Origin of the sequence: Limnothrix sp. FACHB-1083, from assembly GCF_014696485.1 — a bacterium.
Lineage (GTDB): Bacteria > Cyanobacteriota > Cyanobacteriia > CACIAM-69d > CACIAM-69d > CACIAM-69d.
Genome location: NZ_JACJQD010000012.1, coordinates 18271 through 31590, shown reverse-complemented (window position 1 = coordinate 31590; position 13320 = coordinate 18271). Strand labels below are relative to the sequence as shown.

General features: G+C 55.0%; 8 protein-coding genes. 7 read left to right on the top strand and 1 reads right to left on the bottom strand.

Annotation, left to right across the window (positions count from 1 at the left end; all coding sequences use genetic code 11):
- The first annotated feature begins 163 nt into the window (after positions 1–163).
- From gcvT to H6F46_RS15035, 7 genes are all read left to right on the top strand, one after another.
- Positions 164–1294 carry a glycine cleavage system aminomethyltransferase GcvT gene (gene gcvT, locus H6F46_RS15065; protein ID WP_190355558.1) on the top strand — a complete coding sequence of 377 codons (1131 nt, stop codon included), beginning with the start codon at positions 164–166 and terminating at the stop codon, positions 1292–1294.
- 85 nt (positions 1295–1379) lie between these two features.
- The gene (locus tag H6F46_RS15060; RefSeq protein WP_190355557.1) at positions 1380–3101 is read left to right on the top strand and encodes an NFACT family protein; all 1722 of its coding nucleotides are present in this window, start codon (positions 1380–1382) and stop codon (positions 3099–3101) included.
- Positions 3102–3238: 137 nt separating this feature from the next.
- Complete coding sequence (locus H6F46_RS15055) at positions 3239–4255, top strand: hypothetical protein (protein ID WP_190355556.1); 1017 nt, start codon at positions 3239–3241, stop codon at positions 4253–4255.
- A gap of 227 nt (positions 4256–4482) precedes the next feature.
- Positions 4483–4914, top strand: coding sequence for a universal stress protein (locus H6F46_RS15050; RefSeq protein WP_099531907.1), 432 nt, complete (start codon positions 4483–4485; stop codon positions 4912–4914).
- Positions 4915–5042: 128 nt separating this feature from the next.
- Positions 5043–7424 carry a DNA helicase PcrA gene (gene pcrA / locus H6F46_RS15045; protein WP_190355555.1) on the top strand — a complete coding sequence of 794 codons (2382 nt, stop codon included), beginning with the start codon at positions 5043–5045 and terminating at the stop codon, positions 7422–7424.
- A 216-nt stretch (positions 7425–7640) separates the two neighbouring features.
- A complete protein-coding gene (gene dapA, locus H6F46_RS15040; RefSeq protein ID WP_190355554.1) occupies positions 7641–8528 on the top strand; it encodes a 4-hydroxy-tetrahydrodipicolinate synthase in 888 nt (295 codons plus the stop codon).
- Between the two features lie 1504 nt (positions 8529–10032).
- Positions 10033–12285 (top strand): ribonuclease J, encoded by a 2253-nt coding sequence (locus H6F46_RS15035; protein WP_242027981.1) that lies wholly within the window; start codon positions 10033–10035, stop codon positions 12283–12285.
- Positions 12286–12581: 296 nt separating this feature from the next.
- Here the strand turns inward: H6F46_RS15035 and H6F46_RS15030 are convergent, their stop codons facing one another.
- On the bottom strand, positions 12582–13202 hold the full coding sequence (locus H6F46_RS15030) for a hypothetical protein (RefSeq protein ID WP_190355553.1): 621 nt from the start codon (positions 13200–13202) through the stop codon (positions 12582–12584).
- Between the last annotated feature and the right edge of the window lie 118 nt (positions 13203–13320).

Below are 13320 nucleotides of genomic sequence, written 5' to 3'. Positions count from 1 at the left end.
TCGCCCGGCTCATCGGGTAGTGGTGATGGGGGCAACACCTAACCTCAGCAACTTGATGCAGCCCCTTGATGCATCCTGATTAAGCGTTATTCCGAGGAGCGATCCAGATCATTGAGATCATGGGATCGCTCCTTTTTGATGGCGGCGTGACCAACCCGGCATAATGAGAAAGGCCCCAATTTCTACCCTTGAGGACAATCCCTTGAGCGCGATCGAGCTACGCCGTACCCCCTTGTTTGCCGCCTGTGTTGAGTTGGGCGCAAAAATGACCGGTTTTGGCGGTTGGGAAATGCCAGTGCAGTTTGCTGGCCTGATGGAAGAGCACCGAACCGTGCGATCGGGCGTGGGCTGTTTTGACATTTCTCACATGGGCAAGCTGGAACTGCAAGGCCCCTGGCAAACGGCCTTGGGGCAGTTAGTGCCCAGCGATCTCAGCCCGCTCCAGCCGGGGCAAGGGAAATATACGGTGCTGCTGAACGAGCAGGGCGGCATTGTGGATGACTTGATTGTCTATAGCGAAGGGGCCGATCGCGCCACGGTGATTATTAATGCCGCCACCACCGCTAAGGATCTGGCTTGGTTGGCGGCTCACTTGGATCCGGCGGTGACGGTCATGGATCGATCGCCCGAGCAAATCTTGATTGCGGTGCAGGGGCCAACCGCCGCCGCCACCTTGCAACCCTGGATCGCGGCGGATTTGGGACAACTCAAGTTCTATCGATCAATTCGCACGCACCTGGGAACGGATGCCGTTTTCATGGCCCGCACCGGCTACACGGGCGAAGATGGCTTTGAAATCATGCTGGATCTGGAGGCGGGGCAACGGCTTTGGCAGCGGTTAATTGCAGCGGGCGTGGCTCCTTGTGGGCTGGGATCCCGCGATACCCTGCGCTTGGAGGCGGCCATGGCCCTCTATGGTCAGGACATCACCGAGGAAACCACGCCCTTTGAAGGCAGCTTAGATTGGCTGGTGCATCTCGATCGCAAGGGAGATTTTCTGGGGCGGGCGGCCCTGGAGGCTCAACAGGCGGCCGGCATTCCCCGCCGGCTGGTGGGGTTGAGCTTGCCCGATCGCCACATCGCCCGCCATGATTACCCGGTGTTGCACCAGGGAGAGCCGGTGGGCATTGTCACCAGCGGGACATTTTCACCCACCCTCAACCGCCCGATCGCCTTGGCCTACGTGCCCACGGCCCTGGCGGAAGTGGGGCAAGCCTTGGAGGTGCAAATTCGGAATAAATTCATCACCGCTGAGGTGGTCAATCGTCCCTTCTACCGCCGTCCCAAACCCTAGTGGTTTGCAGATTGGCCCTGATCGCCCCGATTGCCCCGATCGTCCTGACCCGCCGCCTGATCCGTTGCCCGCCCGAGAGTGTCCCATGCAACCCGTTGATTACACCACCCTGATAGCGAGTTTGTGGGAACTGCGGCGCGACTGGTTACCGGCCCGCTTGGAACAGGTTTTTCAGCGCGATCGCTTCACGGTCTACCTTTGCCTGCGAACGATCGATCGGCGCGGCTGGCTGGGCATTTCCTGGCATCCCCAGGCGGCGCGGCTCTGCGTTGGGGCCGCGCCGCCCAAGGAACCGGACACCTTTACCTTTAGCCAACAGTTGTTGCATCAACTGAAAGGCTTGGCCCTGGTGTCTTTTGCGGAAGTGGCCCCTTGGGAGCGGGTGGTGGATTTGCAATTTGCCCGGCGACCGGGCGATCCGCCCCTGTGGCATCTGTATGTGGAAATTATGGGCAAGTACAGCAATGCCATTTTGACCACGGCGGACGGCACGATCGTCACCGCAGCCCACCAAGTGAGCGCCCAGCAGTCGCGGGTGCGGCCGATCCAAACGGGCGATCGCTACAGTGCGCCGCCCAAACTGACGGAGGCCACACCGCAACCAACCGAATCCTTTGATCGCTGGTGGGAGCGGGTTTCCCTGATTCCTGGCCCCATCAGTCGCCAACTGCTGAAAACCTATCGTGGCCTCAGCTCGCCCTTGGTCAAAAGCCTGCTGACCGCGGCCGAAATTGACCCCCAGCAGCCGGTGGAAACCCTGGAACTGGCAGGTCAGCGGCGGCTGTTTGAAGTTTGGCAAGGCTGGCTGAAACGGCTGGAAATGGGAGACTTTGCGCCCGGTTGGACGGAAGCGGGCTACGACGTGCTGGGGTGGCAGGAACAGCGATCGGCCCCATCGGTGCAAGACCTGCTCGATCGCTACTATGGCGATCGGCTCGATCGGGAAGCCTTCCAACGGCTTTGGCAACAGTTGCGGCAAAAGGTGAGCAACCTCGCCAGCAAGCTGCGCAAAAAAGTTGAAGAATTTACCGATCGCCTGGCCCAATCCGCCGAAGCCGACCAGTTTCGATCGCGGGCTGACCTGTTGATGGCCCATTTGCACCATTGGGAACCGGGGCTGGATCGAATCAGCCTGCCGGACTTTGAGACCGGCGCACCCGTGACCATCGCCCTAGATCCGGCGAAAACCGGTGTCCAAAACGCCCAACAGCTCTACAAAAAATATCAAAAGCTCGATCGCTCCCGCAGCGCGATCGAACCGCTACTGCTCGCCGCCCGCAGCGAATTAGCCTACCTGGAAGAGGTGGAAGAAAGCCTCAGTGAATTTGAGGACTACGGCGGCCCTGAAGATCTGAGCGCCCTCGAAGAAATTCGTGATGAACTGGTGCAGGAAGGTTATTTGGAGGATCCGGGCTATCGCCGGGCCTTGCCTGACCCCGGTGAAGGGTTCCGCAAATTCACCACCCCCAGCGGCTATGAAGTCTGGATTGGCCGCAACAATGCCCAGAACGATCGACTCTCCTTTCGGTTGGCCACGGCCTATGACTTGTGGTTCCATGCCCAGGAAATTCCCGGCAGCCATGTGCTGTTGCGGATGCCAGCGGGATCCCAGCCCGATCGCGCCGATTTGCAATTCACCGCCGACCTGGCCGCTCGCTACAGCCGGGCCCGGCAAGCAGAACAGGTTCCCGTGATTTACACGGAACCTCGGCATCTGTACAAACCCAAAGGCGCTAAACCGGGGCTAGTGATTTACAAGCATGAGCGGGTGATTTGGGGACAGCCACAGCGATCGCTGGTGGGCTAAGGATCTGGGCGGACTGAAGGGCGATCGCTCGAAATGCTTGATCGTTTTGCGGAAGACCCTGCCCAACCCCAGGGGCCAGACGGGGCGATCGTCCCCTGCTTCTGTTGGTTGCCCGCTGTCCAAGCAATCATCAATCTATGAATCTCTTGACCAATCACTGCGCACTATCGGCTTGGAGCCAGCGGGGCCGCCGCTTTGCTCTCCCGATCGTTCTGTTGTGGAGCTTGTGGAGTTCCGGGCCGGCCCAGGCGATCGGGATGCGAAGCTCGATCTCCCCGCGCCACCCCAGGGTCACCGCCTTTCCCCGCGCCCCCGTGACTGATCGGCTGGGCCCCTTGAGCCAATCGCCTAACGAACTCCCCTTCATTGGCCGGCGCTCCTTCAACTTTTTGGGAGGCAGCGGCACGGGGCAATCAATCACGATCGAGCCAGATGGCACCACCACCGTTGAGCGCCACGGCACGGCCAACAGCGCCATTGAGTATCGCGGCCGCTTTTCCAATCCCCTTTGGCTGAATGATCAACAGGGTCTTCTGATTGAAGGATCCCAAATCTATCAAGTTGGCCCCGATGGCCAGCGGCCCCAGAATTGCGATCGGGGGGCGGCTCCCTGTCGCGCAGAACTATGGGAACTCACCTCGGAAACCCCCGACCCAGCCGATTGGCCAGCCCCTCCGCCAGGGGAGCCTTTGGAGGATGTGGAAGATGAGCGATTCAGTCGCCAACCCTTTAATCGATCGCACTTTCAACAGGTGCAAGCGCTGAATCGGGCCTGTGGGTTTTATGACGTGACTTCCCCCTGCTCGGTGCGGATCTATCCCTTTAACAATCTGTCTCTGATAGCACGGCGGGATGGCACGGAATCCGTGGGCTACAGCCTGTCGTTTTATCGGCCCATTTCCCAAGCGGCCGCCTTAGCCTATGTGAAAATTCTGAACGATCATCAATCTTTCCGCCCGATCGAAACCCAGCGCCTGGCCGATCGCCTGGTGTACTATGGCTGTCCCTACGATGCAGGAGCCGAGCAACCAGCCCCCCTTTGTTCGGTGGAACTGTTTTATGCAACCCATTCGGGGTCTGATCGCTCGATCGAGCGATCGCCCAGCGGGGAACCCCTGATCAGCGGGCTGCGTTTTATCCAAAGCAGTCCCTAAGCAGTCCCTAGGTCGGGGGATGAGTTTGGGTTGATCAGTTTCAATCCCCTGTTTTGAATCAACCGTTGATGAACTCCGGAACTGGCATTTCTTGGCGGGCGGCGTTTCCAGGCCACCGCCCAACCGCAAGTGCTTACAATGTTAAGTCTGGTGGGGGCTGGAGCCAGATTCCAGAATGGGCGGTGTATGCTGCCTTTATCCGCAAAATCGTTAGCTAACTTGGTGCAGTGTTGAAATCAGTTTTGGTGGCCCTGGATCGATCGGCATTATCCGAGTCAGAAATTGCCATGCTGCGATCGCTCAATTTGAACGATCAGTGCAAAGTAATTTTGGTGCATGTGATTCCGCCCACCAGCACCGATCTAGATCAGCCGCTCGATCGCCCCCAAGGCACTGCACCAGATTTGTATCGCGAGATTGAAACCCAACTGGCGGCCTACCAAAAGCGCCTACCCTGCCCCAGCACCATTGAAATCATCAGTGGCGAACCCGCTGCGGAAATTGTTCGCTTGGCCAATATCCATCGCACCGATTTAATCATCATTGGCAGCCGGGGCCTCAGCGGCATTGATCGCATTCTGCAAGGTTCCGTCAGCAGCGATGTGCTGGAACAAGCGCCCTGTTCGGTGTTGGTGGTGAAGGCCAAAACTGCCGCTTGAGTTGTGCCCGATCGCCCTGAAACTGTCCAGCCCGATCGCCCCTTTTGCGTTGTGCTTGTGTTGGGTGTTGCCGGTTTTGGGTATTGCCCGTTTTTAGTTTTCCATCGCCTATCCTCGTTTTTGCCCGCATGTCTGCGTTTCTTGCCCAACTGAACCCCGCCCAGCGCCGCGCCGTTGAACATTACCAGGGGCCCCTATTGGTGGTGGCGGGGGCTGGGTCGGGCAAAACCCGCGCCCTCACCTTCCGCATTGCCCACCTGATTCAACACCACCGCGTGGATCCGGATCAGATTTTGGCCGTGACCTTCACCAACAAGGCCGCGCGGGAAATGAAGGAGCGGATTGAAACCCTCTTTGCCCAACAGGAGGCGCGATCGCGCTTTGGCAAACCCTTTGACCTGCTGCGGCCCGAGGAACAAACGCGCCTGAAATCCCAAGTCTATAAAGACACCATCAAGCACCTATGGATCGGGACTTTTCACGCCCTCTGTGCTCGAATTCTGCGGTTTGATCTGGAAAAATTTCAGCATCCCAAAGGCTATCGTTGGACAAAAAATTTCACGATTTTTGATGAATCCGATGTCCAAAGCCTGATTAAGCAAATTGTGACGAAAGACCTGAATCTCGACGATAAAAAATTCCAGCCGAGACAGGTACGTTTTGCCATTAGCAATGCCAAAAATCAGGGACTGTTGCCGGAAGAGGTGGAGCGCAATGATCCCACTTTTCGCGGTCGCACAATCGCCACGGTTTATGATCGCTACCAAGCGGCTTTGGCGGCGAACAATGCTTTAGATTTTGATGATTTGATTGGGTTGCCGGTGCAACTTTTTCAGCAAAATGAATCAGTTTTGGGTTACTGGCACAGCCGATTCCGTCACATTCTTGTGGATGAATATCAGGACACCAACCGCACCCAATACGACTTGATTCGGCTGTTGGTGACCAATGGGGAATCTTCCGAAAGCTTTGACCAGTGGAACCATCGATCGATTTTTGTGGTGGGCGATGCGGATCAGTCCATTTATTCGTTTCGGGCGGCGGACTTCACGATTTTGCTAGATTTTCAGGATGATTTTGGCGATCGACTGCCCGATGACGACACGCGGACGATGGTGAAGCTGGAGGAAAACTATCGATCGCGCGAAAACATCTTGCAGGTGGCCAACGAACTCATTGAACGCAACACAGAACGCATTGATAAAGTATTGCGGCCCACGCGCGGGGCCGGTGACCCGATCGCGGTCTATGAATCTGACCACGAAATGGATGAAGCGGAGTATGTGGTTCAGAAAATCCGCAAGCTGGAGCAACAAAATCCCGAATTAAATTGGGGCAGCTTTGCCATTTTGTATCGCACCAATGCCCAATCTCGTCCCTTTGAAGATGTGCTGCTGCGGTTGGGAATTCCTTACACCATGGTGGGAGGATTACGGTTCTATGACCGCAAGGAAATTAAGGACACATTGGCCTATTTGCGCCTGCTCACCAATCCCAACGATAGTATTAGCCTGAAGCGGGTGATTAATGTGCCCAAGCGTGGGGTGGGCAAGACAACGCTCGATCGCCTAGAGAATGCGGCCGATCAGTTGGGCGTGCCGCTCTGGGAAATTTTGAGCGATGAAACTTCGGTGAAAACCCTGGCCGGACGGACGGCTAAGCCCTTGTTGGAGTTTGTGCAAATGATTCAGACCTGGCAAGCCCAGGTGGATCAACAACCCGCCGCCACAATTTTGGATGGCATTCTTCAAGGATCGGGCTATGTGCGGGAACTGCAAGCGGAGGGCACGGACGAAGCGAGCGATCGCCTGGCGAATTTGGCGGAATTGGCCAACGCCATGACCCAATATGCGGAAGACACCAGCGACGGCTCCTTGACGAACTTTCTGGAAAATGCGGCGCTAGCTTCGGATTTGGATGACTTGAAGGAGGGCAAAAACGCTGTTTCTCTGATGACGCTCCATGCGGCCAAGGGGCTGGAATTTCCGGTGGTGTTTTTGGTGGGGCTGGAACAGGGGCTGTTTCCCAACTTCCGTTCCATGGACGATCCCCGATCGCTCGAAGAAGAACGCCGCCTTTGCTATGTGGGCATTACCCGCGCCCAGGAGCAATTGTTCTTAACCCATGCCCAGGAGCGGCGGCTGTGGGGAGGAATGCGCGAGCCTTCGGTTCCGTCGGTGTTTTTGGGCGAGCTGCCACCAGAGCACCTGATTACTGAGGGGCGGAGCAACCGCCGATCGGGGCCGGCGGCCTTGGGATCAGCAACGGGATCGGCCAATCGGCGATCGGCCGCGGCCCGCCCCACCCCCAAACCCAATCCGCGCCCGACCAAAACCACGCCGCCCCAAGCTTGGGAAGTGGGCGATCGGGTGATTCACGACACCTTTGGCGAAGGGAAGGTGATGCATGTGTTTGAAACCGGGCGCAAAGTCACCATTTCGGTGCGGTTTCCCGGCTTGGGTCAAAAAATCTTTGATCCCAACCTGGCTCCCCTCCAGCGCTTGGATTAGGCCACTGCCCGATCGCGAGGGTCGAAGTTTTTCTGATGCGATCGACCCAGGGAGGGATCCCCGAAAAATGGCGAAAACCGGTTGATTAACCCTTCAGAAAACTCGCTGGAAACCCCGCAAGCGCCCGATCGCCCATTGGGCCGTGCGCGATCGCCCAAATCGGCTAAGATGGCATCAACTAAACGTAACGTCGCTCTAACTTAAGGACAATACTGGGTGATTGACTTCGGACGAGTCATGACCGCGATGATCGTGCCGTTTGCCCAAGATGGCAGCGTTAACTACACGATCGTCGAGCAACTGACGCGCAATCTCGTGGCGCACGGAACCGACACGCTGGTGGTGTGCGGCACGACCGGTGAATCGCCAACCTTAACCTGGGACGAAGAATACGAACTGTTTCGCGTCGTTAAGCAAGCGGCGGGCCGTGCCAAGGTGATGGCCGGCACGGGATCCAACTCAACCCGCGAGGCGATCGCCGCCACCGAAAAGGCCGCTAAGCTCGGTCTGGATGGTTCGTTGCAAGTGGTTCCCTACTACAACAAACCGCCCCAAGAGGGACTCGCCGCCCATTTCCGGGCGATCGCCGCCGCCGTGCCCGAGTTCCCCCTCATGCTGTACAACATTCCGGGACGCACGGGCCAAAACCTGCTGCCGGAAACGGTGGCCCAACTGGCGGAATTGCCAAATATTGTGGCGATCAAAGAAGCCAGCGGTAACCTTGACCAGGTGAGCGCCGTCCGCCGTCTGACTCCGCCCACCTTCAAGATCTATTCTGGAGACGATTCCCTGACCTTGCCGATGTTGGCGGTGGGGGCTTCGGGGGTGGTCAGCGTGGCCAGCCATCTCGTGGGCGATCGAATTCAAAGCATGATTCGCGCCTTTGAAGCGGGTCAGGTCAACGACGCATTGACAGAACATTTGGCTTTGTTACCCTTGTTTAAAGCCTTGTTCTTGACCACGAATCCAATTCCTGTCAAAGCAGCGCTAGAACTGTTAGGCTGGGAAGTGGGGGAACCGCGCCTGCCGTTGATCCCTTGCCCGGATCCTGTTCGCCAAGCCTTGAAACAGGCAATGGCGGAGTTAGACCTGCTGCCACAGTGAACTAGCAACAGTCGCTGACAACCAACGGGCGAGCGATCAGTGATTATTGGGTCACTGATGGGCAATTAGCGGGCGATGAACCCAATGCGCGATCGACCCTTTCCCGATCGCCCCAAGCCAACAGGCGAAGGACAGCCCTAGGGCGATGACTGCACAAGCTATTGGGTCAAAGATTGAGCAAAATACTAGGTAGAAAGTACTGAGTAGAGTGTTAATCAACAACTGTTAACTTTGCTCAAAATCAGCAACACCAATCCGAAAAATTGCAAATTGGTTGCTTTGATGAATTTTTGAGTTAGTTTCAGATTGCTGATAGTTGAGTCACGGACTCTTGGACAAAATAAACTGCCCGATCGCTCAAACCATTCACTCACCATTATCCCGATCGAGTGGCATAGGATTAAATCATCCAAATTAAGTCATCCAAATTCCAGAACTTGGATTAGACTGAGAGCAAATTGGCACTGCCCAGCCCTGCAAAACTTGAAGGCAGCTTAAAATTAAAGAACTAGATTCCGGATTAACTAAAAGTTCTGACTAAAAATTTTGAATCAGCCGTTTGCTTAAGCAATGCAGTCCAGCCGGTTCATGAAACAGCTCCATTAAAAAAATCCCCTAAGCGGCTCCACTAAAATCTCGCTCAAAACCAACTAAAAAACCCAATTAACCCATTAAACAAGCCCATTGCCGTTAACCATGTTAAAAAACGCCCGATCGCTCAGCATGACTCAATCATCGTTTTCTGGACAATCTGTGAAATCTGCAAAATTTTCAACGGCTCATCGCGAGCAGGGAGCTGCAAGCTAATCATGAATCCGGAATATCCAACAGTGGCTTGTTTAATAAAAATGGGAGTCCCCGCATTTGATTGCTCTTAGGTCTGTTGAGGGGTTCGATTTTTTGAACAATCTTTTGAACGCTCTAAATCATCCTCATTTGGAATCCCCATTTGGAATCCTAATTTTGAGAGCAACCATTGTGTTGAATTTAGATTAATTGGCGGTGGTGAATTGGATCGATCAAACGGATCCACCGACTGATCTTGAAGCAAGTTTTTTTCCCAGATGGTTACTCCTTGATGCAATCCATGAGTTTGGTGAATGTGTTGAGCCTAGAAAATTCGGCACAGCATTCCACAGAATTTTGCCCAGCAGAATTTTGTACGGCAGGATTTTGCGCCGCTTTTCAGAAAGCGTCTTCTTGAAGAACTTTTGAAAAACCTTCAAGAAGGTTCTGCCAGCTTCGGGCCCCAATCCCGACCCAAGTTTCCCGCAGCAGCAACCCACCGCCGATCGCGTGATTCGGCTGGGGACGACGGGTTGATTGAGACAACCAGCTCAATCGTTTAACAGGCTGAGTACCGCCCATCACTAACCATCACGAATCAGGTTTGCTCCTTTCCCGATGAGAGGACATGACGGTACTCCCCAATTCGTTGCTAACAGTCTGGTGACCGATTCCAACGCCAAGTAGTGCAATTTTTGAGTGAAATTTCTGGAGGCAAATGACTCAAGTCAGAAAGCGAATTCGTCAGCAAACAGATTCCGAATCTTCCGTGGCTAACGGTGGCGAGCTGGCCAGCGAGTTGGCCCGTGGAGTGAATCCCGAAGTTTCCGCAACCCCGATCGCCCCTGGAAGTAAAAACGTGGCAGCAAAAGACGTGAAAGATAGCTCCCGTGATGATGTTCGGCGCTCTGCCCCTAGCGTAATTCGCAAGCGAAATTCCAACTCCCAAGCCACTCCCAAGAAATTGTTGCAAGCAGATCATGCTGCGACCTTGGATCAATCGTTTGCTCAATCAACCGATCGCACCTTTTCCCCCTCTATCCCTATGAGTCAAAACCTCGTGACTGCTTCCCCCAGAACTAACTTTTCGGCCGCTCAACCTTCAACCCAATTCATCAGTAACGGCAAGCCCGGAACGCTGAAAATTATTCCCTTGGGTGGCTTGCACGAAATTGGTAAGAACACCTGCATCTTTGAATATGAAGATGAAATCATGATGCTGGATGCGGGGCTGGCGTTCCCCACCGATGGAATGCACGGCATTCAAATTGTGCTGCCGGATATGACTTATCTGCGGGACAATCGCGAAAAAATTAAGGGCATGATTGTCACCCACGGTCACGAAGACCACATTGGCGGCATTGCCTTTCACCTGAAGCAAGTGGATATTCCGGTGATCTATGGGCCGCGGCTGGCGATGGCGCTGCTGTCGGACAAGTTGGAAGAGGCCGGCGTGAGCGATCGCACGGAAATTCGCACCGTGGGCCCGCGCGAATTTGTGCGGGTGGGAACCAAGTTTCTGGTGGAGTTTATCCGCAATACCCACTCGATGGCCGATAGCTTTTCGGTGGCGATTCACACGCCGTTGGGTGTGGTGATTCATACGGGTGATTTCAAGTTTGATCACACGCCCGTTGATGGTGAATATTTCGATCTTCAGCGGTTGGCGGAGTATGGTGAAAAGGGCGTTTTGTGCCTGATTAGTGATTCAACCAACGCCGAAATTCCTGGTTTCACCCCTTCGGAAAAATCGGTTTATCCGAACTTGGAACGGGCCTTTGCGAAAGCACCGGGTCGCCTGTTGGTGACAACCTTTGCATCGTCGGTGCATCGAGTGAACATGATTTTGGACATTGCCCACAAGCAAGGCCGGGTGGTGTCGGTGTTGGGTCGATCGATGCTGAATACGATCGCCCATGCACGCAATTTGGGCTATGTGAAATGCCCGGATGATCTGTTCGTGCCGATTCATGAGCTGCAAAATTACCCCGATCACAAGGTGGTGATTTTGACTACTGGTTCCCAGGGCGAGCCGCTGTCGGCCCTGACGCGAATTTCCAAGGGCGAACATCGCCAAATCAAAATCCGTAATGGGGATACGGTGGTGCTGTCGGCGAATCCGATTCCCGGCAACACGATCGCGGTGGTGAACACGATCGACCGGCTGATGATGCTGGGGGCGAATGTGGTCTATGGGCGCGACAAGGGCATTCACGTTTCCGGTCACGGCTCCCAGGAAGATCACAAGCTGATGATTAGCCTGACGCGGCCCAAGTTCTTCATGCCGGTGCATGGTGAGCACCGGATGTTGGTGAAGCACGCGGAAATTGCCCAGAGCTTGGGCATTCCGGCGGACAACATGGTGATCATCGAAAATGGCGATGTGGTGGAACTGACCCAGGATTCGATCAAGATTGGCGATCGGGTTCCTTCGGGGATTGAACTGGTGGATGCGTCTCGATCGGGCGTGGTGAGCGATCGGGCCCTGCGCGAACGGCAACAGTTGGCCAACGAAGGCCTGGTGACCGTTGCCGCCAGCATCTACAGCACGGGTCAGTTGGCCTGCGATCCTCAGGTGCATATGAGCGGTGTGGTCAGCAGCATTGACCCATCCAAGCTGACTGGGGCGATCGGGGCGACCTTGAAAAACTTCCTCAGCAACCGGTTTGAGCGTTTCGTCACCAACCCGGCTCGCCGCAGCGATGACGATATCGATTGGGGCGGTCTGAAGGTGGAACTGGAGCGCGAGTTCCAGCGGCTGTTGCGTCGTGACTTTGTGGGTACGCCTCAAGTGGTGGTGTTGGTACAGCCGATCGCGGCTCCGATTTCTGTGCGACGCGATCGCCCGGCTCCGGCCGCTCCGACGGGCAACACTGCCGTTGCCGCTGCCACCGACTCGATCGCCCCTGAGTCTCCCGCCACGCCTTCGGGTCGCCGCCGCCGCCGCACCGCTGCCAGTGTCGCCTCCTAAGGCCAACACCTGAAATCCGCTGATCGATTGCAATTTGTTGAAAGTTACTTGTTGAAAGTTGCTGATCGATCGCGGCAATTTCTAATTTCCTAATCTCCAATAGCACAGCAAGCTTCAGTGGCTGAGTTCAAAAATCCTCCAATTCTTGATCAATGTTGGTTGAGAAATGGGATGAGCCAGCCCCCAAAGACTGCTGTGCTACTGCATTGATGAATCGGTTATGAATTTCTTATGAGCTTGTGTCAGTACCCCAAAGTACTTCTCAAATATCCAAATATCCTCTCAGGGGCTTCCATTTAGGGGGCTTTGCCAGTCACGCAGAACGTCAAAATTCCAAGAATTCGATCGAGCTGATTGAGGTAATACTCATCTAAATCAATTTCTAAAATTAGTCTGCTGTCGCGATCATGTAGCCCTAAAAACTTCCAAGTGGTTCCAGTGGTCACCACTCCATAAACCGAGGAAATGGGATCATTGGCCTGCTGATTGAATCGCCAAGCTGCGACCATTTCAGCCACACATTGCCCCAAACCACTATTGATGTTTTCGTGCTTGGCTTCTACCAATATCGTCACAGGTGATTTCAGGAGCAATAGTTCGGGCGATCGTGCCACTAAAAAATCGCAACGGCCGTTCAATCCACAGCTCGGATCAATATCAAAATCAATCCCAGAAAACAGGCTAATTTGCCCTGCCAGTTGTCGCCGCAGCTCCACCAAGATAGGCGCAATAATCCATTCCGATCGGGCCTTGTCCGTATTACTGGCTAGGGCCAAAGGAACATTTTCTTGCAGCAGTTCCCGCAGGCGATCGCTCGGATTAATCGGCGGCACGGGCGCAAAATGATGAGGTCGATCGTAGAGATCCAGGGAAAATTGGTCGATCGCCTGAGCCAAACTAAAGTCGCTGTATGCCATAACCCGCTCTCGATCGATGAGGTATTACCGGCCGTAAGGAATTAGTTCCATCGCTCGTGCTGCCCCATGTGGGCTAGTTCTTTAATAGGGCATGGTTCCGATCGTACAGCGCTTCTCC

Bases quoted from the DNA above. Each gene is read 5' to 3' on its own strand.
- H6F46_RS15055 (WP_190355556.1), top strand. From the start codon at position 3,239: ATGAATCTCTTGACCAATCACTGCGCACTATCGGCTTGGAGCCAGCGG.
- H6F46_RS15060 (WP_190355557.1), top strand. From the start codon at position 1,380: ATGCAACCCGTTGATTACACCACCCTGATAGCGAGTTTGTGGGAACTG.
- gcvT (WP_190355558.1), top strand. From the start codon at position 164: ATGAGAAAGGCCCCAATTTCTACCCTTGAGGACAATCCCTTGAGCGCG.
- H6F46_RS15030 (WP_190355553.1), bottom strand. From the start codon at position 13,202: ATGGCATACAGCGACTTTAGTTTGGCTCAGGCGATCGACCAATTTTCC.
- H6F46_RS15035 (WP_242027981.1), top strand. From the start codon at position 10,033: ATGACTCAAGTCAGAAAGCGAATTCGTCAGCAAACAGATTCCGAATCT.
- pcrA (WP_190355555.1), top strand. From the start codon at position 5,043: ATGTCTGCGTTTCTTGCCCAACTGAACCCCGCCCAGCGCCGCGCCGTT.